Origin of the sequence: Microtetraspora sp. NBRC 16547, from assembly GCF_030268965.1 — a bacterium.
Classification (GTDB): Bacteria; Actinomycetota; Actinomycetes; order Streptosporangiales; family Streptosporangiaceae; genus Microtetraspora.
Genome location: NZ_BSSE01000036.1, coordinates 17,442 through 43,466, shown reverse-complemented (window position 1 = coordinate 43,466; position 26,025 = coordinate 17,442). Strand labels below are relative to the sequence as shown.

Genomic DNA, 26,025 nt, shown 5'->3' with positions numbered 1-26,025 from the left:
TCCATGAGCACGCATCGGTCCAGACCAGCCCCGGATCCGCGAGGAGCGGCCGGCCCTCCGCGCCGGTCTGCGGAAACGGCGTAAGGTCCCACGCCGGATGGACAGAAGTCCCTGGGCCGATGGCCCGCGCCCCGGGAGGCTGGAAAGTAGGACACGTCCCATAGGGGGTGGGATCCGATGACGCATCACGAGTCCGGAACCGGGCCCGCGACCGGAGTGGAGATCGAACTGGACCTTCTCAAGGCTCGGGTCAGCGGCCTCGAGAAGCAGGTCCGGGCCCTGGCCGAGGCGACCCTGGCTCTCGCACGCGGCATGGAGGCGGGCCCCCTGGAAGAACCCGGCCAGGCGCGCCCCGAGCACACCGCCCGGCTCGCCCACGAACTGCTGCTCGCCGCCGGCCTCGTGTTCACAGGAGGTGAGTCGGCATGAACCGCCGAGACACGCCCATCGCGCTGGATCCGGCCGACGTACAGATGGGTACGCGCGGCGCGGTGCCGACCGGTGCGATCGATGAGGCCCGCGAGACGGTTGCGGCGTCGGCCGGGGTCTCCCACGAGCCCGTGCTGTACGCCCGGGTGAAGCTCAGCACCTCGGCGGATCCGGCCGTGGCGCGCCCTTGCGCCGCGCAGGCCAACCTCGACGTCAACGGCCGGATCATCCGCGCCCAGGCGGTCGCCGAATCCATGCACCAGGCCATCCGTCTGCTCGGTGACCGGATCAGGACGCGGCTGCGCCGTACCTCCCGAGACTGGGAGGACCTACGTGGACGATCGCCGCAGAACGTCGGCGAGTGGCGGCACGACAGCCCTCCCCGGCGCTCCCTGCCCTTCTTCCCGCGCCCGGCCGAAGAGCGCCGGATCGCACGCCGCAAGACGTACGAGCTGGCCTGGGCGACGCCTGACGAGGCAGCCTTCGACATGGAGCAGCTCGACTACGACTACCACCTCTTCACCGAGGTGGACACCGGCCAGGACAGTGTGATCTATCGCGAGGGAGCGGGCTACCGGCTGGCCCAGGTCGTGCCCTGGCCCGATCGGCTCGGTCCGGTGTCCGTACCGCTCACGATCAGCACCACACCGGCCGCCGTCCTCACCGTGGAGGAGGCGAGGGAACGGCTGGAGGCGGCCGGACTGCCCTTCGTGTTCTTCGCCGACGTGGAGACCGGCCGGGGCAACCTCCTCTACCACCGATACGACGGGCACTACGGGCTGATCACGCCCAGCCGATGAGTTCGGTGTCGGTCCCCGTCTCGACGGAGACCCGGAGGTCGGCGGGAACCGGCGGCGCGGACGGCAGGGGCGGCGGAGCGAAGCGGCGCAGCCGGTTGGCGTTGCCGACCACCGACAACGACGACAGCGCCATCGCGACGGCGGCGACGATGGGACTGAGCCGGACGCCCAGGAACGGATAGAGGACACCCGCGGCGACCGGAATGCCGATCACGTTGTACACGAAGGCCAGGAACAGGTTCTCCCGGATGTTCCGCATCGTGGCCCGCGAGAGGCGTACCGCGGTGACGACGCCTCCGAGCGCCCCGGAGATGAGGGTGATGTCGGAGGCCTCGATCGCGACGTCCGTACCCGTGCCGATGGCGAACCCGACGTCGGCCCGGGCGAGCGCGGGCGCGTCATTGATGCCGTCACCGACCATGCCGACGTGCAGGCCCTCACGCCGCAGTCGCGCGATCTCGGACGCCTTATGCTCGGGCAGCACTTCGGCCAGAACGCGAGTGACGCCGACCTGCCGGGCGATGGCCTCGGCGGTACGCCGGTTGTCTCCAGTGATCATCAAGACGTGCAGTCCGAGGTTCCGCAGAGCCGCGACGGCGTCACGGGAGTCGTCCTTGACCGTGTCCGCCACCGCCACCACCCCGGCGGCTTGACCGTCGACGGCCACCATGATCGGTGTACGGCCCGCCTGTACGAGCTGATCGGTTGCCCGTTCCAGGGCAGAGAGGTCCACTCCAGCGGCGGACAGCAGACGTCGTCCCCCCACCAGCACCCGGTGCCCCTCGACAACCGCGGTGATCCCCTTGCCGGTGACCGATTCGAACTCCGAGGGGTCGGCCGGCCGCAGGCCGCGCGCCACCGCTCCCCGCACCACCGCCTGACCGAGCGGATGCTCCGACGGCCGTTCAGCCGAGGCCGCCAGGCGCAGCAGTTCGTCGGACGGCCAGTCGCCGACCGGCACCACGTCCGTGAGCTCCGGCTGCCCTCGCGTGACCGTTCCGGTCTTGTCCAGGACGATCGCATCCAGCTTCTGCGCGGTCTCAAGCGCTTCCGCGTCGCAGATCAGGATGCCGGACTCGGCTCCCTTGCCGGTACCCACCATGATCGACAGCGGCGTGGCCAGGCCGAGCGCGCAGGGGCACGCGATGATCAGCACGGCGACGGCCGCGACGAGCGCCAGCGTGAAGGCCGGGGACGGACCCGCGACGAACCACACCGTGAACGTGGTGATCGCGATGGCCAGCACCGCGGGGACGAAATAGCTCGCCACCACGTCGGCCAACCGCTGGATCGGCGCCCTGGACGCCTGTGCCGTCCGTACCAGGCGGATGATCTGAGCGAGGACCGTCTCACCGCCGACCTTCTCAGCGCGGAAGACGAAGGCTCCCGTCTGGTTCACGGTCGCTCCGACCACGCGGTCCCCCGGGCCTTTCTCCGCCGGAATCGACTCTCCGGTCACCATCGACTCGTCCAACGTCGAACGCCCCTGGATGATCACCCCGTCCACGGGCACCTTCTCGCCGGGCCGGACGCTCACCACATCGCCCGGGACCACCTGCTCGACCGGGATCTCCGCCTCCGAGCCGTCGCGCCGCACTCGGGCGGTTCTGGCCTGCAGGCCGATGAGCTTGCGGATCGCCTCCCCGGTGCCCGCCTTGGCTCGCGACTCCAGCAGGCGGCCGACCAGGATCAGGGTCAGAATCACCCCGACGGCCTCGTAGTAGACGTCGCGCAACTCCGGGGGCAGCACCCCAGGGGCGACGGTCACGAGCAGGCTGTAGCCGTAGGCGGCGGTCGTGCCCAGCGTGATCAAGCTGTTCATCTCAGCGGACCGGTGACGCAGGCTCAACCAGCCGACCCGGTGAATCGGCCAGCCGGTGTACACCATGACCGGCGTGATCAACGCGAGCTGAACCCAGTGGTTGAGCAACAGATCCGGCACCCACGCGGCTCTGAACACCTCATGGGCCATCATGGCCACCGCCACCGGAGCCGTCAGCAGCGCGCCCACCAGGACCCGCCGCGACAGGTCACGGATCTCCGCGCGCCGATCCGCCGCTTCGGTGTCTTCGCCCTGCTCGTCCCGCTCGCGGGAAGCCGTTTCCGGTGCCGCGCGGTGGTCTCCGGCCGGCTGTCCTGTAGTGGTGCCGTGTGTAGTGGTGCCGGCCGGTTCGACGACGAGACGGCCGCGCACCATGTTCATGCCGCAGGTGAAGTCGTACTCTCCGCTGCGGGCTGGGGTCAGCTCGACGGTCGTTCGCTGGAAGGCGGGCAGCGACCGGTTGACGCCGAAATCGGGGAACACCACACGCGAGGTGCACTCTCCGCTTTCCTGCCGGTCGAAGATCAGGCGCAGCGGGATGCCCTGCCGCACCCGGATCACGTCCGGTGAATAGCCACCCCTGACGGTGACCTCCGCCTCCTGTTGCCCCTCGCGGAGTACGGCGCGGGTCGCCTTTCTCGGTCCGAAGAAGAACCAGCCGAGAAAGCCGATCATCGCGACCGCCACCAGGATGACGACAAGGTCGACCATCATCGATCACTGCTCCCTCGCGGTGCACGCGGGAGACGACTCACCACCAGAATCACACTCTCCGACGACACCGGTCAAAAGAGTCCAGCTCAGGAGACGGGTAACGGGTCGTCGAGGAGTCAGCCGAGGTGGTCGATCCCGCCGACGACCGAGATCACCACGACCCGGCGAGGGGAGGACCGGCATGGCCGTCCACGTGCTCGCTCAGCGTGCCGCGGAGGCGGTCCTGGAGCCGGCGCAGTCGCGGGCTGATCTCCACGGGGACCGGCCGGGGAGCGCGCAGTGCCCGCGCGGGGGCGGGCAATCGGGCCAGCTCGCTCATGCACCGGTCCCGCACGACCGTGATCGGCTCGCCCGGGGCGACCCGGTGACCGTTCACCAGGACAGGAACGAGCAGGGGGCGCCAGCCGGCCGGTGGGGTCTCCTCGCGCAGCGCGATCATGTCGCGGTCCGGTCCGCGGAACACCTGCTTCGCCCCGGGCAGGGTCACCTTCCCCGGGGACAGCTTCATCACCGGGCGGTCACCGTAGGCCACCAGCTTGTAGGCCGTGTCCAGGTAGGGCGCGTCCGCCGACACGCCGACCTTGGTGCCGACACCGTACGCGTCGATCGGCGCGCCCGCCTCCACGAGACCGGCGATCTCGTACTCGTCCAGGCCGCCGCTGGCGACGATCCGGGCGTGCCGCAGCCCCGCGGCGTCCAGCAAACGGCGGGCCTCCCTGGCCAGCGCGCCGAGGTCTCCAGAATCCAGCCGTACGCCCACCGGACCGGTGAGCCGGAGCCGGCGCACCACGTCCACCGCCGTCCGTACGCCGGAAAGCGTGTCGTAGGTGTCGACCAGGAAGATCGTCCTGTCGGGGAAGTCGGCGGCGAACGCGGCAAACGCGCCCTCTTCACTCGGGAACGCCTGGACGTAGGAGTGCGCCATGGTTCCCGACGCGGGCAGACCGTGCCGCCGCGCCGCCTCCGCGTTGCTGGTGGCGGCGAAGCCCGCGATCGCCATCGCGCGGGCCACGGCCATGCCGGTTTCGACCCCCTGCGTACGGCGGAACGCGAAATCGATCAGCCGTGCTCCGCCCGCCGCCAGCACGCAACGGACCGCCTTGGAGGCCACGCTGGTCTGGAAGGTCAGGTGGTTGAGCATCGCGGTCTCGACCATCTGGGCCTCGGCGATCGGCGCGGTCACCTCAAGCAGCGGCTCGCCCGCGAAGACCGCTCGCCCCTCCGGCACGGCCCACACCTCTCCGGTGAACCGCAGGTCGGCGAACGCCCGCAGTGTCTCGGCACCGTACCCCTGGATCTCGCGCAGGTAGTCGAGGTCCTCCTGCTCGAACGAGAAGTCCTCCAGGAAACGCAGCGCGTCCTCCAGCCCGGCGGAGATCAGGAAGCCGCGCTCCGCGGGGAGACGGCGGACGAACAGACTGAAGGTGGCCTGATCGGTCATGCCGCGGCGCAGGTAGCTCGCCGCCATATTCAACTCGTACATGTCGGTCAGTAGTCCACCGGGCATGCCGACACCCTGCCCAGCGGAGGGCTGGGCACGCTCGCGCCGCCGAGGTCATGAACGACGGTCCAAAGCCTGTGCGACAAAGGACCTTCGGCCATACCCGGAGCATCGGGTCTAGAAGGGGATAAAGAAGGATATAAGTCCCATCGTCTGGCGCGCGAGGGGGGACGTCGTGGTGGACGTCATCGTGGTGCGGTCAGTGGCCTGCGCGATGCCCGGCGGCACCTGCTTCTGCATCTCCATGGGGCGGGAGCCCGCCGGCCTGCGCGACCGCGGTGACCGCCGCCGGACCAGCTCCGGGGCCGCACCTCCAGAGGGCGGCGACTTCGACCTTGACACTCCCTTCACCCCACCGGTCCGGGCGGCGATACGAGAGACTGCCGAGGCCGTACGGCAACAGCTTGGGTGAACTGGAAGGAGTCGATCGTGCACAAGAAGGTGCGGGACGTCATGACCAGCGAGGTCGCCTCCGTCGACGGCAGCACCCCGTTCAGGGAAGTCGCCGAGCTGCTGATGGCGCGCGGCGTGAGCGCCGTCCCGGTCGTCGACGGCGAAGGACACGTCATCGGCTTGATCTCTGAGGCCGACCTGCTTCACAGGGAGGAGTTCCGGGAGCAGTTCTACCAGGAGGGCTACCAGCCGCCGCTCCGCGTGCGACTCCGCGGCCGCCTCAGCGGGCAGGACGCGGCGGGGAAGGCCCGCGGGCACACCGCGGCCGAACTGATGACCGCTCCCGCCGTCACGGTGAGGCCGTACACCAGCGTCGTGGGCGCCGCCCGGGTGATGAATGAGAAGGGCGTGAAGCGGCTGCCCGTCGTCGACGACGACGGACGGCTTGAAGGGATCGTCAGTCGGCATGACCTCCTCAAGGTCTTCGTCCGCGGCGACGACGACATCGCCCGCGAAGTGCGCGACGAGATCGTCGAAGGTGCCCTGTGGACGGACACGTCCGGCGTCCACGTCCTGGTGGCCAACGGCGTCGTGACCTTGGGCGGCCAGATGCGACGTCACAGCGACGCACGGATCCTGGTGCGGATGGCCGAGCGGGTCAACGGGGTCATGGAGGTCATCGACAAACTGGGGTGGGTAGAAGACGACGTTCCCGGGTGAGCCGGCACCTCCCATCCCACGGCCGATCACTCATTTCTGTTCGCGTGCCGCTGACACCCGGCACCCGACCCAGGCGGTCGCGCGGGTGCCCGAGCGATCGGCTGCGCCCCTCCGCATGGCGCTGATCAGGACGAGCCGGATCGCCGATGCTCGATACGGGCATGCGGGCCAGGAAATACCAGGACCTCCCGCTCCTCATCCAGCCAGCGGACGACATACGGAGGCGAGCCGTCGGGGTGACGCAGAGCGACGATGATCCCGACGTGATTTGGCCTGTCCCCTCTGGTGCTTTCGAGCACCAGTCGATCTCCGACCGCTGCTTTCATGGCAGCTCTCCTCGGTCCCGGCCGAAGCCGACCTCCATCCCATGTCCTGACGGCCCCGCTCCCCAGAGGCGAAGGTCCCGGGAGTATCAGTGCACGGCCTCGGTGATCTTGTCTTCGGGCATGTCGTGGCGCGGATCATGCCGGAGTTGTGGTGCCCACGGCAGGCGGATGCACCACCGCTACGGGGCACCGGGCGTGGTGCAGGACGCCGCGGCTCACCGAGCCGAGAACCGCCTTGCCGAGCGCGCCGCGGCCGTGGCAGCCGACGACGAGCATGGCCGCGTCCCTGGACGCCTGGACCAGCGCGGTGACGGGGTGTTCGTGGATCACGTCGACCTCCGCGGGCACGTCCGGATACGTCGCCCGCCAGGCGGCGAGCGCCCCCTTGACGAGCCGCTCCCGCATCCGCTGCACGTCTTCGTGGTCGTAGGTGAACCAGCCGCCGTAGATCTCCGGAGGCAGCTGCCAGCCGTGCACCGCGCGTAGCGGGCAGCCCAACAGCCGCGCCTGCTCGAACGCGTAGCCGAGCGCCGGCTCGCACTCGGCCGATTCGTCGATGCCGACGACCACTTCGGCGCGAGCCGGCGTGTGGTCCGGCCGCACCACGACGACGGGAGCGGACGCGTGGCCGGCGACATGCGCGCTCACCGAGCCGAGCAGCATCCCGGCGAAACCACCTCTGCCACGGCTGCCGACCACCAGCTCGGAGGCCTGAGCGGCCTGGGCGGCCAGGACGCGGCCGGGAGGCCCGTCGAGCAGCTCGACGGACAGCTCCATGTCGGGGCGCCGCTCCCGCACGAGGCGTTCGGCCCGCTCCAGGAACTGGCGGCCCGCCCGCGTCAGGGCGTCCTCCAGCCCGGGGACGGTGTGCGTCGCGCCGACGTACGGCAGGTGGTGAACGGCGTGGACCACTCTCAGCGGCAGCCCCTTGCGCGCGGCGTCGTCGGCCGCCCATTCGACAGCGGCGGAGGAGGACGGCGAGCCGTCGGTGCCGACGACGATCGGGCCGGTCATCAGCCGCCCTCCAGCACCTCGGGAACTGAACGGCGTACTCCTCGACTGACGTCGTGCGTGACCCCGAACCTCAGGATCATCTGCGGGTACTCCCCCGAGCACAGCTCTTCCCGCAGGAACTCGCGGAGGTGGCGCATCTCCAGCGCCTGGGTGTGGACGGCCGCGCTCACGCCCTCGGCGCACGCGTGTAGGAGGGCGCTCTGCAGCCCCTGGCCGGCGGCGATCCACTCTTCTCGGGAGTCGCCGGGCGTCGTGAGCACCGCGACGACACCGGCATGGGTCGAGGTGAACTGGTCCGCGTCATTGCCCCATGGCTGGCCGTGGGCGTAGTCGCGCTGGGCGAAATGCGGGGATGTATGCCGTGCGGCGCGCGGATACCCCTCCGCCGGCACGCCGTCCCGCCGCGCGCTGCCGGGCGGGCGGGCCCAGCGAAGCAGCTCCAGAGTGAACGCTCGGGCCTGCGACTGGACGTCCTGGGCCGCGCTGGTCAGCGCGGCGATGACCCGTACGGCCGCCTCGGAGCGGATCGGCGTCAGCCGCGCCCCTTCGGCCGCGGCCTTCCGGACGAGCGTCTCGACCAGCCGCTCCAGGACGGGGGCGTCGGCGAAGCCCGCGCGGTGGGTGCGGCGGCGCTCGATCTGCGCGTGCAACAGCCGCGTGTCATCGTCGACCAGGACACTCGCGCCCAGCCTGATCGTCGCGACCAGCGCCCGACGCTCGGGCTCGGGAAAGACGCGCACCACCGGCTCGTAACCCAGCGCGCGCAGGGCGAGCCGCGCGTTGAACAGCGCCGCGCCGCAACTGATGAGCATCTGGCGGCCCTCGGGATCGCCCAGCCGCAGCAGCCGATCGGGATCGGCCCGCAGACTGATCTCGTCACCGGAGACGGCGAACGACCACGGCTGAGTGTTGTGTATGGAAGGCGCCCAGATCGCGGCCTCCACGGCGACGTGAACGGCGTGGCTGATCTCTTCTGCGGAACGGGTGTTCATCCTCCACCACCTCCCGGGGAGATGAGGCCAAAGCGTCACACGGCGGTCCCGCCTCGTCAGCGGCCGCGGCTGTGTCAGAGGCTCAATCAGTAGCGTACGACGGCGCCCAGGGCCGGGTCACCGGCCCTGGGCAGTGCCCGCGCCTCCCCCGGGCTCGGCCTGCGGAGCGTGATGGTGACGCGCGCACGAATCGAGACGCTGCACGCGCCGCGAGACGGTACGCCGGCGACGGTGACCACGCCGGCGGGCGGCAGGCAGACGATCCTGGGCGGCCCGGTCGCCTCCTGGGAGTAAAGATCGGAGGAAGGACCGAGCCCTCAGCGAGCGGACGACCGAACATCCGGCGCATCCCCGGATGCCCGCATCCTGATCAGGGGAATGTGCCCGCCGGCGAGCACCATCGCGACCTGACGGGATGACAGGCTGTGGCGAGCGGCGAAAGCGGCACCCGTGGTCACGTCGCGCACGACGATCTCTCCGCCCCTTTCCAAAGCGGCCCGCAGGTCCTCCAGCGACAGCTCGTCGCCCTCGCCGATGCGGTCGTAGTCCGCCGGGTCGGCGAACTCCAGGGCCAGTACGCCGAAGTTGGCGAGGTTCTGCCAGTGGATGCGCGCGTAGGATTTCGCGATCACCGCGCGCAGGCCGAGGTAGCGAGGTGCTATCACAGCGTGTTCGCGAGACGACCCCTGCCCATAGTTGGCTCCGGCGACGATGACATGCCGGCCGGTCTGATGTGCCCGTGCGGCGTAGCCCTCGTCGATCTGGCCGAAGGTGAACTCGGCCAGCCGTGCGATGTCACTGCGGAAGGGCAGGACACGGGCCCCCGCAGGCAGGATCTCGTCGGTGGAGACGTCATCGCCCACTTTGATCAGGACAGGGCCGCACAGCCGGTCCGGCAACGGATCGAAGTCGGGCAGCGTCCCGATGCTGGACGCCTTGACCAACTCGACCCGCCGCGCCTCGGCAGGGGCCAGCGGCGGCTCGAACATGCCCTCGGGAACGGCGGACCGCTCGGGCAAGGTGACAACGGGATACTCGATCCCCAGCAGGTCAGGCAGCGTTCTCGGGTCCGTGATGCGTCCGGTCAGCGCGGCGGCCGCCGCCGTCTCCGGAGAGCACAGCCACACCGAGTCCTCCTTCGTGCCGGAGCGGCCCGGGAAGTTACGCGGCATGGTCCGCAGGCTGTTGCGGCCGACCGCGGGCGCCTGCCCCATGCCGATACATCCCATGCATCCGGCCTGGTGCAGCCGCGCACCGGCCTTGATCAGGTCGAGGGTGGCCCCCATGCGGGTGAGGTCGGCGAGGGTCTCCCGCGAGGTCGGATTGATGTCCACCGACACCTGGGGATGCGTCTGACGGCCGGCCAGGATGGCGGCGACGATCGCGAAATCCCGCAATCCCGGGTTGGCCGAGGACCCGATCACCACCTGATGGACGTCCTCGCCGGCGACCTGGCGTACCGGGACGACGTTTCCCGGCGAGGTGGGCGCGGCGATCAGTGGTTCCAGGACCGACAGGTCGATCTCCTCGTGAACGTCGTAGCGAGCGTCGGGATCGGGAAGGATCTCGACGAAGTCGCCGGCTCGCCCCTCGGCGGCGAGGAACGCGCGCACCTGGTCGTCGGCGGGAAACACGGTCGTCGTCGCGCCGAGCTCCGCGCCCATGTTCGCGATGACGTGCCGGTCCATCGCCGACAGCGCGGCCAGCCCCGGTCCGTAGTACTCGATGACCCGACCCACCCCGCCTTTGACACCGTGACGGCGCAGCATCTCCAAGATCACGTCCTTGGCCGACACCCACGGCGGGAGCGTGCCGGTCAGGCGCACTCCCCAGATCTCGGGCATCGTCACGTACAGCGGTTGCCCCGCCATCGCCATGGCGACTTCCAGGCCGCCCACACCGATGGCGAGCATGCCCAGCGATCCGGCGGCACAGGTGTGGGAGTCAGAGCCGACCATCGACGCGCCCGGGACTCCGAAGCGCTGCATGTGCGTGGGATGCGACACGCCGTTACCGGGCTTGGAGTACCACACTCCGAAGCGGTGGCAGGCCGAACGCAGGAACAGATGATCGGCCATGTTCCGCTCGTCGGTCTGCAACAGGTTGTGATCGACGTACTGCACCGACGTCCGGGTGCGAACCCGATCCAAACCGAGCGCCTCCAGCTCCAGCATCACCATCGTCCCCGTCGCGTCCTGCGTCAGGGTCTGGTCGATGCGCAGCCCGATCTCCTCCCCGGGTGTCATCACACCGTCCACGAGGTGGGTGCTGATCAATTTCTGAGCGACGTTGAGTCCGGTCATGGCCGACCCCTATGAACGCGGATCTCCGGCACGTTCGAGTGGCTCGTCGATCCGAAGTGCCCGCACGGCACCCGCCGTGCCTTCATGCCCACTTTATGGCGATGCCCGAAATAGACCGTCTGGAATACGCCGGGGCTGGGCGCCATCCTCGCCAAGGCCGTGTGGGGTAGCCGACTCGACTCGCCTGCCGGCCCGCGCCGCGTACGAGGTGGCGGCCGGTCACCTCGCCCCGCCGACCTGGTGTGGCGGCCCGATGTGAGCCCGGCCCCTCGCGTACGGTAGCCGCTGGTCAGGTACGTACGGCACTCGCGGGCGGCGAGCCCATCTCGACGACGAGGAGCAGTGATGACGGACGGCACCATAGAGCGTGACGGCGAACAGGTCGTCTTCCGGTACGAACGCCGCCTGGCGCGGCCTGTGGACGCCGCCTGGCGCGCGGTCACCGACCCGGCGGAGATCGAGCGCTGGGGCGGGGCGCGCACCGAACTGGACCTCCAACCCGGCGGGCGGTTCGTCTCGCATCACCAGGGCGGCCACCGCGTTGAGGACCGCGTGTTGCGGGTGGAGCCGCCGCACCTGTTCGAGCACACCTACTTCGAGGACGTCAACCCCGGCGCCGTCGTCACCTGGCGGCTCCAGGCGACCGACACCGGCTCTCTGCTCACCTTCAACCACCGCCTGCCCATAGACGACGTACGCGCGGCGGCGGAGAGTATCGCGGCGGGAGACGATCCGATCACCATCCTGGCCCGCAACGGCGCGGGATGGCACCACGTGCTCGACATGCTCGAGGCGTATCTCAGCGGCCGGAGCCTGCCCTGGTCGCCCCAGGATCAGCAGGCCCTCCAACGGCACTACGCGACACTGATCCCTTAGGTCGCGCGGAGCGTCACGCGTCGATCTCGCGGACGCGCGACCGTGCGCACGCCGGAGAAGGCGTGTTCCCAAGTCGGTACGTGAAGCTGCACCAGCCAGCGGGATCAACCGGCACCCGCGGGGCCTGCCACGAAGCAGACCGCCGAAGAACGGTGGCCTCCTACTGTGAGCGGGCATCGTCAACGGCGTAGTCGCGGAGCGTTATGTTCTCGGCGGTCTTGCGGGCGATCTTGGTGACCATGTTCTTCCCCGGCAGGTACGGCATGATCTTGTAGTAGTGGTTGAGGACCGAGGCCAGGAAGCGGTTGCTCGGGACCATGAGCTGGGCCACGCCGTCGCCCATCTTCTGGCAGCCCTCCACGTACTCGCGCATCTCCTGCTCGTAGCGGGCGAACGCGACGCGGTGGTCGCCGCGCGCCGCGGCCAGCTCACCCGCCAGGACGTACGCGCCGACCAGGGCGAGGCCCGAACCCATGCCCGACAGGGAAGACGGGCAGTATGCGGCGTCGCCGACCAGGGCGACCCGCCCTCGGGTCCAGGCGTCCATGCGCACCTGGCCGACCGAGTCGAAGTAGAAGTCGGGCGCGTGCCGCATGTCGTGCAGCAGCCGGTCACTCTGCCAGCCGCCGCCGGTGAAGTGCTCGGCGAGGACGGCCTGCTGCCGCGCCACGTCCCGCCGGTCCAGGTCCAGCTCCGGTGAGCCGAAGTAGAAGACGGCCTTGGCCTCGGTGTTGTGGCGGGCGCTGTACATCGCCACCAGCTTGTTCGCGGTCCGGTACGCGTGGCCGGTGTGGTCGAGCCCGAGATGGTTGGCGGTGGTGAAGATCGCGCAGTAGACGCCCAGATGCTTGACGTAGTCCTTCTCGGGGCCGAAGGTCAGGCGGCGGGTGGTCGAGTGCAGGCCGTCCGCGCCGATGACCAGGTCGAACCGCCGCGGCGCGCCGCGTTCGAAGGTGACGGCCACCCCGTCGGCGTCCTCGGTGAGCGAGGCGATGGAGTCGCCGAAGATGTACTCGGTGTGCTCCCTGGTCGCGTCGTAGAGGATGCGGGCCAGGTCGCCGCGGAGGATCTCGACGTCCCCGGCGAACAGGTCGGCGGGCATCTTCGCCTGCGGCTTGCCCGCGCTGTTGACGTACGACATCGAGCCCATGCCGGTGCGGGCGCGTTCGACGTCGTCCAGGATGCCCATGCGGCGCAGGACAGACAGGTGCGCCTCGCCCCGGAAGTCGACGGCGTAGCCGCCGTCACGCAGCGCCGGGGCGCGCTCCACGATCGTGGGGGTGAAGCCGTGGCGGTGGAGCCAGTAGGCGAGCGCGGGGCCCGCGACGGAGGCGCCGGAGATCAGTACGGTGCGGTTCTTCATGGCAGAGAGCCTGCCGGGGAGGGCTCACCGGACACTCACCGCCGGCTCACCGCGTCGACGACGGTCTCAGCTCTGGCCGGAGGTTCCGGGCTGGCCGAAGAGGTGGAGGGCCGCTTCGGTACGGCTGGCCACGCCGAGTTTGGCGTAGATGTTGGCGAGGTGCTTCTCCACCGTCCGGGGACTGATCTGCAGGATGCGCGCGGTCTGGACGCTGGTACGGCCGTGCGCGACGAGCCAGAGTACCTCGGATTCGCGGGCGGTCAACGGGGCGCCGGGATGGGATGGGGATTCGGAGAGCAGCAGCGCCCCGCAGGCGTCATAGGGGAACAGCTGGATGGTCAGGCGCCGTCCGCCCTGCTCGACCACGTAGTCGCTGGCGAGGTAGGGCATCGTCGGGTCGGCCGGCCGACGCCGCGCGGTCAGCCAGGCGTCGAGCTCGTCGGGCAGCGTTCGATTCTCGCCGGTGGGCCTGCTGAAGTACGCGGCCAGCAGCATGCGGGCGGCACGGTTCATGGTCTTGATCGTCGCGTGGCGCCCCAGGAGCACCAGCCCGTGGGCGGCGCCGTCGATGTCGTCCAGGCTGGCCAGCGCCGCCTCCAGCCAGGCGGTCGCGTGCCTCGCCCGCAGAAAGGCGGCCAGATAGGGCTGGGCCAGCTCCAGGAGCTCTCGATCGGTGTCGCTGAAGTCGGCTCCGGTGCGGTTGAAGCCCATGCAGGTGATCGTGCCGTGATAGGTGTTCAAAACGCACATCATCTGATGCTCGATGCCCTGCGGGCGGTAGAACTCCTGATAGAGCGCCTGGCCGTGCCAGGCGCCGCGCGGGATCACATCGCTGAGCCGGATCGAGCGGCCGTCACCGACGGTCTGGCGTACGTGGCCCAGCAACGGGTGCTGAAAGAACAACCGGTCCAGGGCGTTTTCCAGATCAGTCGTGATTTCCACCCGGGGGCGCAGGTAGTGGTCGAAATGACGGCCATACGGGTTGATCGTCTTGATCGCGACGATATCGGCGGCCACCACAGTGGAGACGACCTCCAGCACCTGCGGGAACGCGTCATCGGCGGGGACGCGTTCGCATTCGCGCAGCGCGTCCAGCAGACGTTTGACGTCAGATGCCCGCAAATCTGTCACACGATCATGGTACGCGGACGCGATCTACGTAATTTCCCCCATCGCGCCGACGAAATACGAAACCTGATAGTGGGGGAAATCGCTTCCGGAACAAGGGAGAAAGCCATGCGATCCCCCGCTCCGCAAAACGTCCCGATCCTTCACACCGGCATGAATGCCATGGCCAGGAGGCTGCTCGGCGGCTTACTGGCCATGGTGACGGCACTGGCCGGGCTGGGCCTGGTCGCGCCGGCGGCACACGCGGCCACCCTCGTCGCCCAGAACAGCCAGCATTCCTGGCACAACAACAACCGGAACAAGACCATCGACACCACGGTGGAGGTCTACAACGACGGCACCGTCCGGGGTGTGTCGACCGTCGAGTCAGGCGTGTGGCTCACCGGCGTCCGCCTGTGCGCCAAGGCCGTGCTCATGGACCGTGACGGCGGCGCCCTGGCCGAGGTGGGAGGCGACTGCTGGGGTGTCAACGGCACCGCCTTCGGCTATTCGAGCCGCACCGAGAACTGGGGCGGCCAGGTGTCGCCGGACATCGCCTCCCGGACCTACGCCGTGCAGATCGTCCACTGGAACAACGGCATCGACTGGGGTCAGGTCTTCGCGTTCGCCAAGAAGGTCTGGGACATCTACCGCGCCATCGCGCAGAGCAACAACGATGCCGCCGCCACCGACATCGTCATGCCCAACGGCACCGTCATGCCGTACAGCAGCTTCGTTCCCGCTCCGGGCGGCGGCGGAGGCGGCAACATGTGCGGCGGAAGCCCGTGCAAGCATCCGCTGTGATGACGCACTGACCTCCGTGTAGCAAGCGAAGGCCGGGACAGTCCACGCTGTGCCGGCCTGCGCGCTTTGTAGGTGCCTCGTGGGCGCCCACCCCCGTCCCCCAGAGTTCAAACCGGGCAATTTGTACAGATGTCATTGTGTTCAGCAGGGCAAGATGCGCAATCTGAACATGGCTTTCGTCCTGCTGTTGCGTAGGTCATCCCCTTTCGGTTCTCATCTGCTACATCGGCGTTCGTTCGCTGCGGCAGCAGTGTGGGGAAGGGACTTCAGCATGGGCGTGGAGCAGACGTTGACCAGCGAGGAGCGGCTGGCCGAGCTGAACCTGACGCAGCTCAAGCAGCTCGTCGGCCTGGTTGAGTACGACGACGACGCCGACCCGTTTCCTGTCACAGGTTGGGACGCCGTGGTGTGGGTCGTCGGGAACGCCACCCAGACCGCTCACTACTACCAGTCGGCCTACGGCATGGAGCTGATCGCCTACTCCGGCCCCGAGACCGGCAACCGCGATCACGTCGCGTACGTTCTGCGCAGCGGCGCCATCCGCTTCGTCATCAAGGGTGCCGTGGACCCCGAGAGCCCTCTCATCGAGACGCACCGGCGGCACGGGGACGGCGTCGTGGACGTCGCCCTGGAGGTGCCGGACGTCGACCGTTGCATCGCCCACGCCCGGGACACCGGCGCCACCGTCCTGGAGGAGCCGCATGACGTGACGGACGAGCACGGCACCGTCCGCCTCGCGGCCATCGCCACGTACGGCAGGACCCGGCACACGCTCGTGGACCGCTCCCGCTACACCGGGCCGTACCTTCCCGGATATGTGGCCCGCACCTCCGGCTACACCAAGCGTCCCGGCGCGCCGAAGCGGATCTTCCAGGCCCTCGACCACGTCGTCGGCAACGTCGAGCTGGGCAAGATGGACGACTGGGTCGCCTTCTACAACCGGGTCATGGGGTTCACCAACATGGCCGAGTTCGTGGGCGATGACATCGCGACCGAGTACTCGGCCCTGATGAGCAAGGTCGTCGCCAACGGCAACCACCGGGTGAAGTTCCCGCTCAACGAGCCGGCGATCGGCAAGAAGAAGTCCCAGATCGATGAGTACCTCGAGTTCTACCGCGGCCCCGGCGTGCAGCACCTCGCCCTGGCGACCAACGACATCCTCGCGTCCGTCGACGCGCTGACCGCCGAGGGCGTGGCGTTCCTGGCCACGCCCGACTCCTACTACGAGGACCCGGAGCTGCGGGCCCGCATCGGAGAGGTCCGGGTGCCGATCGAGGAGCTCCAGAAGCGGGGCATCCTCGTCGACCGGGACGAGGACGGCTACCTGCTGCAGATCTTCACCAAGCCGATCGGCGACCGTCCGACGGTCTTCTTCGAGCTGATCGAGCGGCACGGCTCGCTCGGCTTCGGCAAGGGAAACTTCAAGGCGCTGTTCGAGGCGATCGAGCGCGAGCAGGCCCGCCGCGGCAACTTCTGACCGCCGTCCGGGCTCGCCAGGCCGGTCCGGCCGCTGCCGACACCGACAGCGGCCGGCCTCCGGCAGGAACCGATGGCGCGCCGCCGGCAGGTGAGCGAGCCCATCGCCACGATCGCCGTGGCACGCACCGCGTACGCGCACGAAACCGGCTGATCCGAGGAGGACGAGAAGAAATGTCGACGCCGCGCTTCCGGGCCGTACTCGACACCATGCCCCCGTACAAGCCGGGCAAGGCCGTGGTCGCCCCTGACGGCAGGTCGTTCAAGCTGTCCTCCAACGAGAGCCCGTTCGGGCCGCTGCCGAGCGTGCGGGAGGCGATCGCCGAGGCCGCCGCGCGGATCCACCGCTACCCCGACCCTGGCGCGACCGCCCTCACCGAGGCCCTCGCCGAGCGCTTCGCCGTGCCGCAGGAGCATGTCGCGCTGGGCGGAGGATCGGTCGCAGTGGCGCAGCAGATCTTCGAGACCGTCGCCGAGCCGGGCGCCGAGGCGATCTACGCGTGGCGGTCCTTCGAGGCCTACCCCATGCTCGCGGACCTGGCCGGGATGACCTCGGTCCAGGTGCCGCTCACGGACGAGACGCACGACCTCGACGCCATGGCCGCGGCGATCACTGACGCGACCCGCCTGATCTTCGTCTGCAACCCGAACAACCCGACCGGTACGGTCAACCGCTCGGCCGAGCTGGCCGAGTTCCTCGACCGTGTGCCCGGCGACGTACTGGTGATCATCGACGAGGCGTACTGCGAGTACGTCCGCGACGAGGACGTCCCCGACGGCCTGCTGTATCGCGACCGCCCGAACGTGGCCGTCCTGCGCACGTTCTCCAAGGCGTACGGCCTGGCCGGGCTGCGCGTGGGCTACCTGATCGGCCACGAGCCCGTGGCCGCCGCCGTGCGTAAGACCGCGGTGCCGTTCGCGGTCAACGCGATCGCCCAGGCCGCCGCGATCGCGTCCCTCAGGGCCGAGGACGAGCTCCTGGAGCGGGTCGAGACCGTGGTCAAGGAGCGGGACCGGGTCCGGGAGGCGCTGATCGCCCAGGGCTGGACGATCCCCCCGACCGAGGCCAACTTCGTCTGGATGCGCCTGGGCGACCGGACTCCGGAGTTCGCCGAGTTCTGCGCCGGGTACGGCGTGGCCGTGCGGCCCTTCGGCACCGAGGGGGCGCGCGTCTCGATCGGCGACCAGGGGGCCAACGACGTCTTCCTCGCCGCCGCCGAGGCGTTCGGCGCCTGATATCCGGCGGATCCCCGCATGTCCTCAGCGGGCTGCGGGGATCTTGACGCGGTTCGCGCCGCGGCCCCGGCGGCTTCGTCGAGCGTCATCGTGACACCGCCGACCGCCGTAAAGTGTTGGTGCGCTCGACAGGACGTCACGAGGCGGCGCTGGAGGACATCTTCGCGCGGGTGGAGTCGGCCTTCTCGGCCATAGCCGAGGATTACGACGACGACCAGCTGAACCTGATCAGCGGGTTCGTGAGCCGTCTCAACGCGACCGCGTACGACGTCACATCGGCTCTCGTTCGCGACCTGGGCGAAGGACGCCGTGACCGCGACGACCCCGACCCGGTTCAGCCGGTCCCGTGAGCAGCCGCGCCGTCCGTCCTGCGCTGCCGACCGTCCGGTACGACCTGTGACCAAGGAGTTCCGTGCTCTTCAAGCGTCTTCGCCTACCCGCGCTCCTCGTCGTCGCGACCGGCCTGCTCGGGGTCGTCGCGAGGACACCCGTGGTCACCCAGTACGACCTGCGCGCCGTCGAAGCCGTCGAGACACTTCGCACTCCCGCCCTGACGGCGATCGCCGACGGCCTCAACATCGCCTTCGGACCCGTGGCCGGCGTGATGATCGTCGCGCTGCTGGCGGTCACGCTCGCCCTGATGGGACGCGCCCGTACGGCCGTCCTCGTCACATTGATGGTCACGGTCGGCTGGGCCACCAGCTCGCTCTTCAAGCGGATCATCGCCCGGCCCCGCCCGCCGGAGGCGGAGCAACTCGTTCACCAGATCGGTCATGACAGCTTTCCCAGCGGACACGTCACCCTGACGCTTTCACTGGTCATCGCCGCCGGCTTTCTCGCCTACGGCACCCGCCGGTTTCGGCTCGTCGTGTCCGTCGGCGCCGTTCTCGTCGCCGCGCAGGCGTTCGCGCGCATGTATCTCGGCGTCCACTACCCCACCGACGTGATCGGCTCGTTGCTGGCCGGCACCGCGGGGACCTCGGCCGTCATCGCGTTCCGGGACAGCGTCGATCGCTGGACCGGCCGGACACCGATCTCCCCCGGGCTCGGCGGTCTGGCAGACCGACGGGGGTCACAGGACGCGGCCGGTGACGTCTGAGAGCACCCGGCGCACCGCGACGGGACGGGTTCCCAGGGTTCCGGGACCTGGCCCGGAGTGCGCGAATCCAACCTGTACTAAACCTGAACGCCGCGCCTCACCTGCACGGGAGCACTTCGGAAGCAGGTGATACTGGCGAGGTGACGGTCTACCGCGTCCTGGTCGTCGAGGACGATCATGGGCTTCGCGACGCACTCGCCCGCGGCCTGCGCGAGGAGCACTTCGAGGTGCTCACCGCCGCCGACGGGGCCGCGGCGCTGCGGACCGTCCAGGAGCAGGTGGACGCGGTCGTCCTCGACATCGGCCTGCCGGACTCCGACGGTCGTGACGTGTGCCAGGCGATGCGGGCGACGGGCATCGACGTCCCTGTGGTCTTCCTCACCGCGCGCGACAACCTGACCGACCGGCTCTCCGGCTTCTCGGCGGGAGGCGACGACTACCTGAGCAAGCCGTTCCACATGGCCGAGCTCGCGGCCAGGGTGCGCGCGGCCCTTCGCCGGGCCGGGCGCGAGCCGTACGTCGAGGTCGAGGGAGTGCGGCTCGATCCCGTCCGGCATCTTCTGGAGGTAGGCGGAGTGCCGGTCGCCCTCACTCCCACCGAGTTCCGGCTTCTGGCCTGCCTGATGGCGTCCCCCGGAGCCGTGACGCGCAGGCGGGCGCTGCTGCATGCGGCCTGGCCGGTAGGCGCGCAGGTCAGTGACAACACCCTGGACCAGTACCTGGCCCGGCTGCGGCGCAAGCTTCGCGAGGTGAACAGTCCGCTCGGCATCGGCACCGTACGAGGCGTGGGTTACCGCTTCGCATGAGACGACTGCGAACCACCCTGTCGTGGCGCATCCCGCGCCCGGGCACCCTGCGCGGACGGCTCGCTCTGCTCGCCCTGGTCACCACAGCGGTCTGGGTCGGTCTGCTCACCGGCGCCTTCAACCTCGTCCTGTCCGCGCGCCTCGGAGACCAGGCCGACGACCTGCTGCGTACCCGGGCGGCGGCGGTGGCGGCCACCTTGGAGACGAGGCCGGACGGCGGCATCGTCGTGCACGAGCCCCCGGACGACCGCGCACTGGACACCGGCGTCTGGATCTACCAGGGGAACCGCGCCATCGAACGGCCCAAGGCGCCCCGGCGACTGCAGCGCCAGGCGGACCGGCTCGCGGAACACGGCGAGATCTTCGCGGAGTCCAGGGGACCCGACGCGTCCCGGCTCTACGCCCTGCCGGTCCTGGCTCAGCCCGGCCACGGGCGGCAGATCGGGACCGTCGTCGCCTCTGTCAGCCTCGACCCGTACCACAGCACGGCACGCACGGCCCTCGCCGGCTCAGCGGTCTTCGGACTGCTGCTCCTCGGCGTGGTCTATCTCATCACCCGGGGGATCGTCGGCCGGGCCCTTCGGCCGGTCGCCGAGATGAGCGCTCAGGCCGCGCGGTGGAGCGAGCGCGGCGCGGCCGAGCGGTTCGGCGTGGCGGACCGTCCGGACGAGCTCGCCTCACTCGCCGCCAACCTCGACGAACTGCTCGACCGGCTGGCCGCCGTCCTGCGCCACGAACAGCAGCAGTCCGCTGAGCTCTCGCACGAGTTGCGCACCCCGTTGGCCCGGATCGTCGCGGAGACCGACTGGCTGACGGCGCGGCCACGGGACGCGACCGAGCGGCGGGCGTCGCACGTGACGATCGCGTCGGCGGCGGCGACGATGCAGCGGATCTGCGAAACCCTGCTGTCCGAGGCCCGTACCCGGTCGGCACCGGTCCCGGGGCGGTGCGCGTTGCTCGACCTCGCGGACGACCTGGCTCGGCGCTGTGCCGAGGAACATCCGCAGGCTGCCCAGGTGGTCGTGCGCGGCTCCGCCGCGACCGCCGGCGTCGCCGCGACCGTGGCGGAGCGCATCCTGGCCCCACTGCTGGACAACGCTCGCCGCTACGCCGTACGGACGATCACGATCGAATGCGCGCAGGTTCCCGGCGGTGTCGAGGTGGCAGTCGCCGACGACGGGCCTGGGGTACCCGCCGGCGTCGGCTCGGCCGTCTTCGATCCGGGTCGCCGCGCCGACCCCGCCGACGGGCACGACGGCGCCGGTCTCGGACTCGCCCTCGCCCGGCGCCTGGCACGGGCGGCAGGAGGTGACATCCACCTGGCCGTATGCGCGGAGGGCGCCCGATTCGTGGTCAGGCTCCCCGCCGGGTGACCTACGGTGGTCTTGCCGAAGCGTTTGACCAGGCCTTCGGCCTCGAATGCGTTCATGCCACGTCGTCGAGCCCGGCCCTGGCAGATCGCGCACGAAACGCTGTCAGCGCCTCTTCAGCAGGAGCTCGGTGTTGCGGTCGCCGGGCAGGCCCGCCAGCCCGCTCTGCAGGCCCGGCGAGTTGAACGACAGCTCCCGGTAGAGCGCAGCCAGGCCGTTTTGCGACAGATCAGTCACGTCGGTGCGGTGCGGCGCGGCCGACTCCACCAGCGTGGTGAACAGGGAGAGCGTTCCATCGTGATTGTCGGCCAGCTCGATCACCCTGGCCAGCTGCGGGTAGTCGACGTGAGAGGCGGTGGAGACCTCCCAGAAGCCGCCATGCGAAACGACCTTGTTCCGGTGGGAGTGGCCGTTGATCCACGCGACCACGTTGCGGTGCCTGTTCAGCACCGCCAGCAGCTCCTGCCCGCTGTGGCGCTTGTCGTGCGGGCGGGCGGGGTTGGGGATCAGGTTGGTCATGGCCCAGCTCGGGTGGTGACTGAAGATCAGCGCGATGTCGTCGGCGTGGGTCTTCAGGGTCTGCTCCAACCAGGCCAACTGCCGGCTGCCGACCGATCCGCGGTAGTCGCCGCCGCGGTCGGTGGTGTCCAGGCTGATGCCGACGACGCCGTCGGCGATCGGGAAGGAGTAATCCAGCCGGCCGCTGTCGAGGTTGTCGCGGGTGTAGCCGTGGCCGACGGGTCCCGCGCCGGTGTATGCCGGGTCGAGGTGAGCGGCGATGTAGTCGTGCGGGCTCACGGGGGCGCGACGCTCGTCGGCGGTGACAGTGCGGGCCTTGGCCTTGTAGCGCTTCCAGGCCGCCCGAAAGCGGGCACCCGTGGGGTCGGGGCCCTGGCGCAGCGCCTGGAAGACGGCGTTGGCCTCGGAGGCGGGCAGGGTGAACAACTTGCGCGAGCCGGTGGCCAGGTCGGCGAAGAAGTCGCCGGCCGCGGCATAGGCGCCGCCGAAGAGTTGGTCGTGGTTGCCGATGGTGGAATACCACGGCACGGCCAGTCCGGGGCTGCTCACCTCGCGGATGGCCGCCTCCAGGAAGCCGTCCAGGCGGGGGAATCCCACCCGCTTGTCGACGTCGTGCATGCCGGACTCGGGCTGCCAGTACAGGCCCAGGCCGGAGTTCTGCACGCCCTCATACGCGCTCGGGTCGCCGGTGTTGGGGGTGAAGCGGCCGCCGGTCATGGCGGTCAGGAACCACTCCAGCTCGATGCGGGAGTTGTTGTCGGTGTTGTCGCCGGTGGTCATGACGAAGCCGATGGGTGCCCGGGTGGCCGGGCCGTACCGCAAGGTGTTGACCTGTTCGATCAATGAGACGGCGCCGGCGGCGGTCAGCGCTTCCTGCGGGCGCCAGGCGCTCACGGCTCCGGCGCGCAGGAACTCATAGCGCTGCGGGTTCTGCACGTCGGTGATGTGCAGGTCGGTGAACTGGACGAAGCAGGCAAGCGCCGTGCGGCGCTCGGCCCTGCCCTTCTTGGCCTCGGCCAGCTCTGTGCGTATCACCCGCCGCCAGCCTGGGCCGTCGGCCAGCCTGCGGTATCCGGTGGCGCCGCGAGGGCTGGAGACGGTCTGGACCGTGGTGGTGGTCGTGGTGGTGGTGGTCGTCGTGGTCGAGGAGGCGGCCGGGGTGGAGGCGAGTGCGATCTCCAGCCCGACGCCCGCGGCGGTCATTCCGGAGGTGAGCAGGAACGCGCGGCGGCTGAGGACGGGATCCATGGTGCTCCCCAGTGATGGCGTCGAGGCGAAACGTCCACTGGAATGCTTGACACCGGGAATGACTGCTGGCCTAACAAGGCCGGAACGCTATGCAGCTATCTATGGCATAGCCGGGCTGTATGTGGTAAAGCCATCTGGCGGCAGCGGACTGGATGCCTGCCGCTCTCCCGCCGTTCACAAGGGCGGGGAGGGGATCTTCTCACCCACCCGTGCGGGCTCGAGAGGCAAACGGCGTGACCGTCCCGATCGTCTTCTTGACCGGTTGACGGCAGGACGTCCGGACCATCGAACGGCCCGGACGTCCACCATGGTTCGTCCTCTTTATGAAGATCAGCGCGTACGCGGCAGGACCTGGATCGTGTCGCCGACGGCACGCTCACCCGCCGCGTCCGACGGGCCATTGACCAGCTCGCCGTTCACGGCCATCGCCGTGGAGCCGCCGCCGTCCAGATTCAGCGCCTGCACCGCTCCCAGGGACTTCATGAAGGCAGCCGCCTCGGCGAGGGTGAAGCCCTCGCTGCCGCCGCTGAGCCGGCCGTCCACGGTGACCAGCAGCAGGCGGCCCTGCCGGTCGATGCCCGCCATCGTCCGAGGCTGGCGGGTGTTCGACCAGGCGTACCCGAAGGACAGGTCGGCCGGGTCGACCGTGCCCTCGGCGGCGGCGTCGATGCTGATCTCCCCGTTCTCCACCAGGGTCGGGGCGGCGCTGACGATGGTGTCGTCCGGGCCGAGCTTGATCTGCCGGCCGTGGGTGTCGCGGATGACCTCCTTCACGGAGATCTTTCCGCCCGTCACAGCGTGGCCGCCGAGCCAGTCGGCCGCCTGGCCGATGCCCTGGAACACGCTCTGTCCGGGGGCCACAACGCCGCCCCGGTCGCCGACCGCCACCACACGGCCCTTGGCGTCCAGCGTCACCTGCCTGCCAGGACCGGTCGGCAGAGCGTGGCCGTACTCGGAGGTGAACTCGACCAGGTCGTCGGCCATGGTGCAGGTGACGTCCTGGCGCGGCTCGGCGGTGGGGCTCCCGCCGTCCTGACCGCAGTCCCGTACGAGTCCAGGGGTGCGGTTGATGCCCCGGACGGCGTAGGTGGAGCCTCCAACGCGGGCGGTGACTGTGGTGGTCAGGTCGGCGATCCGGCTGTGCCGTCCACCGTCGGTGAGGATCAGCGCGGCGCGCGATCCCACCGCCATCGACGCGAGCTTCCCGTCGTGGGCGCTGACGCCCGCCTGGATGCCCTGCACTCCGTCCGCGTCGGAGGTGACGAAGAAGCCCCCATTGACACCCACCAGCGAGCCGAGCTTGGCGGCCACCGAGGAGGTCGTCTCCCGCTGGGCGACGTTGCCGTCGTGGGTGGCCGTGACGGAGCCGTCGAAGGCGCGCGGGTCGACGACCGCGACGTGGATGTTCTCCCTGCCGGCCGGCTGGTCCGCGTCGTAGCCGGTCCACTCGACGGCGGTGCGGAAACCGGCCGCGGTGACCTTCGCCGCCGCGCTCTTCGCCTCAGCCTGGGTCGGGTAGGAGCCGACCCGGACGCGTACACCCATCAGGCCGTGCGGCGTGTCGGTGTAGTCCGGCCAGTCGATCCTCGTCAGGTTCGGCTCGAAACCCGCGGCGCGCAGTTGGTCGGCGGTCTGCGCGGCCCACGCCTCCGTGCCGACCGTGGCCCAGGCCTGGGCGCCGGTGAAGCGGGCCGTGACGGGGGTCTGCACCGTGATGGCCCAGCTGGGTGCGGCGGTGGGGTCGCTGATGACGCCGGTACGCACCTCCACCCCTGTCGCGACGGTACGCGTCGTCCACTGCGCGGTGGGCGCGGCCTTCGAGGCCGATGCGGAGGGCGCGTCCGCGGCAGCGACCGTGGTCATCGACAGCGGTGCCGTGGCGGCCGCCACGGCCACGATGGCGAGTGTAAGCCGTGCTCGGCGATTGTCCATTGCACATCCTTGCGACTCAGTGAACGGTCGAAGCACCCAGACATATGGGCGCTTATTCGGACCGAAATGACCAAGTCGGAAGTCCAACGTGACCGGGCGAACGGCAGGATCTGATCACGGGTGCGCACGTGGGCGGGTGGGTGAACGCTTGGGGGCGGGCGACGAGGACCTGCCCTTCCCCCACGGATCAGAGAGAGGTCCGATCGCCGAAGGCGCCGATTCCGAACGCTCCGCCGTCTACGCGCTCGCGCCGCAGGTTCCTGGCGGCTGCGGTGCGGATTCGTCCTTCCGGGTGATGCTCAGATAGACGACCAGGCACAGGATCGTGGCGAGGAAGAGGCCGCTGGTCGCCACCGTGCCCAGGCCCAGCCCGCCGTCGTCGTGAGACTGCGACAGGTAGTCGCCGACGGAGGCCCCGAAAGGACGGGTCAGCACATAGGCGATCCAGAACGCCGGGACGGCGGCCAGCCTGAGCCCGCGATGGGCGGCCGTCACGACGGCGATCAGCGCACCGAACAGGATCGCGCTGACCGCGTAGCCGAGGTCGAATCGCTCGGCCACGAGATCGCCCGCGGACGTGCCCAGGGCGAAGGTGAACAAGATGGCCAGCCAGTAGAAGGCCTCGCGCCGGAACGTGAAGATGGTGTGGATGGACAGCGTCTTCTCGCACGCGTACCAGACGAGGAAGGTGACCGCCAGCAGGGCGCCGAAGACGAGGGTCGTCGTCTCCAGGGCAACGCCGAGATTGTCGGTCAGGTTGTCGCTCACCAGCGTGCCGACGACGCTGATCAGGACGACCGCGAGCCAGTAGACGGCCGGCACGTATCTCCTCAGAGAGAACTGGAAGACCAGGGCGATGACGAGCAGCAGCGTCATGACGATGGACGTGCTGGTCAGGCCCAGCCCCAGATTCTCGTTCAGGAAGTCGGCCGCGGTCTCGCCCACGGTCGTGCACAGGATCTTGATGATCCAGAAGTAGAGGGTGACCTCGGGAACCTTGTTGAGCATCCGGCTCACGGCTTGGTGCCGAGGACTTTCGTATGAGGTGGTCATGACGCGTCAGCCTGGCACCGGGCACCTGAACACGACCTGACAGCGTCTCCCGGTTCTTGGCACCCCGGGGCTGGCGGCCGGGTCCGCCCTAGGGAGTGTTTCGTGGATCTTTGCCGTAGCGA

The 26,025-nt window shown here is 69.6% G+C and carries 23 protein-coding genes; 12 read left to right on the top strand and 11 right to left on the bottom strand.

What is annotated here, in order from left to right; translation table 11 throughout:
- The first annotated feature begins 177 nt into the window (after nt 1-177).
- Together QSK17_RS32065 and QSK17_RS32060 are read left to right on the top strand one after the other, a co-directional pair.
- On the top strand, nt 178-429 hold the full coding sequence (locus tag QSK17_RS32065) for a hypothetical protein (RefSeq protein WP_285709578.1): 252 nt from the start codon (nt 178-180) through the stop codon (nt 427-429).
- Nucleotides 426-1,229, top strand: coding sequence for a ribosome hibernation promotion factor (locus QSK17_RS32060; RefSeq protein ID WP_285709575.1), 804 nt, complete (start codon nt 426-428; stop codon nt 1,227-1,229). The genes QSK17_RS32065 and QSK17_RS32060 overlap by 4 nt, the downstream gene beginning before the upstream one ends.
- On the opposite strand, the gene QSK17_RS32055 is transcribed toward QSK17_RS32060, so the two are convergent.
- Together QSK17_RS32055 and QSK17_RS32050 are read right to left on the bottom strand one after the other, a co-directional pair.
- Complete coding sequence (locus QSK17_RS32055) at nt 1,213-3,765, bottom strand: heavy metal translocating P-type ATPase (RefSeq protein WP_285709572.1); 2,553 nt, start codon at nt 3,763-3,765, stop codon at nt 1,213-1,215. The genes QSK17_RS32060 and QSK17_RS32055 overlap by 17 nt on opposite strands.
- 151 nt (nt 3,766-3,916) lie before the next feature.
- On the bottom strand, nt 3,917-5,272 hold the full coding sequence (locus QSK17_RS32050) for a nicotinate phosphoribosyltransferase (protein WP_285709570.1): 1,356 nt from the start codon (nt 5,270-5,272) through the stop codon (nt 3,917-3,919).
- 169 nt (nt 5,273-5,441) lie between these two features.
- Here QSK17_RS32050 and QSK17_RS32045 point away from each other — a divergent pair, with 169 nt between their 5' ends.
- Together QSK17_RS32045 and QSK17_RS32040 are read left to right on the top strand one after the other, a co-directional pair.
- A complete protein-coding gene (locus QSK17_RS32045; RefSeq protein WP_285709566.1) occupies nt 5,442-5,678 on the top strand; it encodes a hypothetical protein in 237 nt (78 codons plus the stop codon).
- A gap of 17 nt (nt 5,679-5,695) precedes the next feature.
- On the top strand, nt 5,696-6,379 hold the full coding sequence (locus QSK17_RS32040; RefSeq protein ID WP_285709564.1) for a CBS domain-containing protein: 684 nt from the start codon (nt 5,696-5,698) through the stop codon (nt 6,377-6,379).
- A 125-nt stretch (nt 6,380-6,504) separates the two neighbouring features.
- Here the strand turns inward: QSK17_RS32040 and QSK17_RS32035 are convergent, their stop codons facing one another.
- The 4 genes from QSK17_RS32035 to QSK17_RS32020 form a co-directional block, all read right to left on the bottom strand.
- Nucleotides 6,505-6,705, bottom strand: coding sequence for a DUF1918 domain-containing protein (locus QSK17_RS32035; RefSeq protein WP_285709562.1), 201 nt, complete (start codon nt 6,703-6,705; stop codon nt 6,505-6,507).
- Between the two features lie 135 nt (nt 6,706-6,840).
- Nucleotides 6,841-7,719, bottom strand: coding sequence for a universal stress protein (locus QSK17_RS32030; protein ID WP_285709560.1), 879 nt, complete (start codon nt 7,717-7,719; stop codon nt 6,841-6,843).
- The gene (locus QSK17_RS32025) at nt 7,719-8,711 is read right to left on the bottom strand and encodes an Acg family FMN-binding oxidoreductase (protein WP_285709557.1); all 993 of its coding nucleotides are present in this window, start codon (nt 8,709-8,711) and stop codon (nt 7,719-7,721) included. The genes QSK17_RS32030 and QSK17_RS32025 overlap by 1 nt, the downstream gene beginning before the upstream one ends.
- A 317-nt stretch (nt 8,712-9,028) precedes the next feature.
- On the bottom strand, nt 9,029-11,014 hold the full coding sequence (locus QSK17_RS32020; RefSeq protein ID WP_285709555.1) for an aconitate hydratase: 1,986 nt from the start codon (nt 11,012-11,014) through the stop codon (nt 9,029-9,031).
- A gap of 345 nt (nt 11,015-11,359) precedes the next feature.
- On the opposite strand from QSK17_RS32020, the gene QSK17_RS32015 reads away from it, so the two are divergent.
- A complete protein-coding gene (locus QSK17_RS32015; RefSeq protein ID WP_285709554.1) occupies nt 11,360-11,890 on the top strand; it encodes an SRPBCC domain-containing protein in 531 nt (176 codons plus the stop codon).
- 160 nt (nt 11,891-12,050) lie between these two features.
- On the opposite strand, the gene QSK17_RS32010 is transcribed toward QSK17_RS32015, so the two are convergent.
- Together QSK17_RS32010 and QSK17_RS32005 are read right to left on the bottom strand one after the other, a co-directional pair.
- The gene (locus QSK17_RS32010) at nt 12,051-13,253 is read right to left on the bottom strand and encodes an FAD-dependent monooxygenase (RefSeq protein WP_285709551.1); all 1,203 of its coding nucleotides are present in this window, start codon (nt 13,251-13,253) and stop codon (nt 12,051-12,053) included.
- Nucleotides 13,254-13,319: 66 nt separating this feature from the next.
- The gene (locus QSK17_RS32005) at nt 13,320-14,384 is read right to left on the bottom strand and encodes a helix-turn-helix transcriptional regulator (protein ID WP_285709549.1); all 1,065 of its coding nucleotides are present in this window, start codon (nt 14,382-14,384) and stop codon (nt 13,320-13,322) included.
- 105 nt (nt 14,385-14,489) lie between these two features.
- On the opposite strand from QSK17_RS32005, the gene QSK17_RS32000 reads away from it, so the two are divergent.
- The 7 genes from QSK17_RS32000 to QSK17_RS31970 all read left to right on the top strand — a co-directional run bounded on the left by QSK17_RS32000 (nt 14,490) and on the right by QSK17_RS31970 (nt 21,154).
- Nucleotides 14,490-15,164: a hypothetical protein gene (locus QSK17_RS32000; protein WP_285709547.1), complete on the top strand. Its 675-nt coding sequence runs from the start codon at nt 14,490-14,492 to the stop codon at nt 15,162-15,164.
- Between the two features lie 271 nt (nt 15,165-15,435).
- A complete protein-coding gene (gene hppD, locus QSK17_RS31995) occupies nt 15,436-16,641 on the top strand; it encodes a 4-hydroxyphenylpyruvate dioxygenase (protein WP_285709544.1) in 1,206 nt (401 codons plus the stop codon).
- Between the two features lie 173 nt (nt 16,642-16,814).
- Nucleotides 16,815-17,876 carry a histidinol-phosphate transaminase gene (gene hisC / locus QSK17_RS31990; protein WP_285709542.1) on the top strand — a complete coding sequence of 354 codons (1,062 nt, stop codon included), beginning with the start codon at nt 16,815-16,817 and terminating at the stop codon, nt 17,874-17,876.
- Nucleotides 17,877-17,995: 119 nt separating this feature from the next.
- Complete coding sequence (locus QSK17_RS31985) at nt 17,996-18,226, top strand: hypothetical protein (protein WP_285709539.1); 231 nt, start codon at nt 17,996-17,998, stop codon at nt 18,224-18,226.
- A 62-nt stretch (nt 18,227-18,288) separates the two neighbouring features.
- The gene (locus QSK17_RS31980; RefSeq protein ID WP_285709536.1) at nt 18,289-18,975 is read left to right on the top strand and encodes a phosphatase PAP2 family protein; all 687 of its coding nucleotides are present in this window, start codon (nt 18,289-18,291) and stop codon (nt 18,973-18,975) included.
- A 140-nt stretch (nt 18,976-19,115) separates the two neighbouring features.
- Nucleotides 19,116-19,781, top strand: coding sequence for a response regulator transcription factor (locus QSK17_RS31975; RefSeq protein ID WP_285709533.1), 666 nt, complete (start codon nt 19,116-19,118; stop codon nt 19,779-19,781).
- Nucleotides 19,778-21,154, top strand: a complete 1,377-nt coding sequence (locus tag QSK17_RS31970; protein ID WP_285709531.1) for an ATP-binding protein — start codon at nt 19,778-19,780, stop codon at nt 21,152-21,154. The genes QSK17_RS31975 and QSK17_RS31970 overlap by 4 nt, the downstream gene beginning before the upstream one ends.
- A 102-nt stretch (nt 21,155-21,256) precedes the next feature.
- Here the strand turns inward: QSK17_RS31970 and QSK17_RS31965 are convergent, their stop codons facing one another.
- From QSK17_RS31965 to QSK17_RS31955, 3 genes are all read right to left on the bottom strand, one after another.
- Nucleotides 21,257-22,918 carry a TIGR03767 family metallophosphoesterase gene (locus tag QSK17_RS31965; protein WP_285709529.1) on the bottom strand — a complete coding sequence of 554 codons (1,662 nt, stop codon included), beginning with the start codon at nt 22,916-22,918 and terminating at the stop codon, nt 21,257-21,259.
- A gap of 330 nt (nt 22,919-23,248) precedes the next feature.
- Nucleotides 23,249-24,814 (bottom strand): phosphodiester glycosidase family protein, encoded by a 1,566-nt coding sequence (locus QSK17_RS31960; protein WP_285709528.1) that lies wholly within the window; start codon nt 24,812-24,814, stop codon nt 23,249-23,251.
- 273 nt (nt 24,815-25,087) lie between these two features.
- Nucleotides 25,088-25,903, bottom strand: coding sequence for a COG4705 family protein (locus QSK17_RS31955; protein ID WP_285709526.1), 816 nt, complete (start codon nt 25,901-25,903; stop codon nt 25,088-25,090).
- Nucleotides 25,904-26,025: the final 122 nt, after the last annotated feature.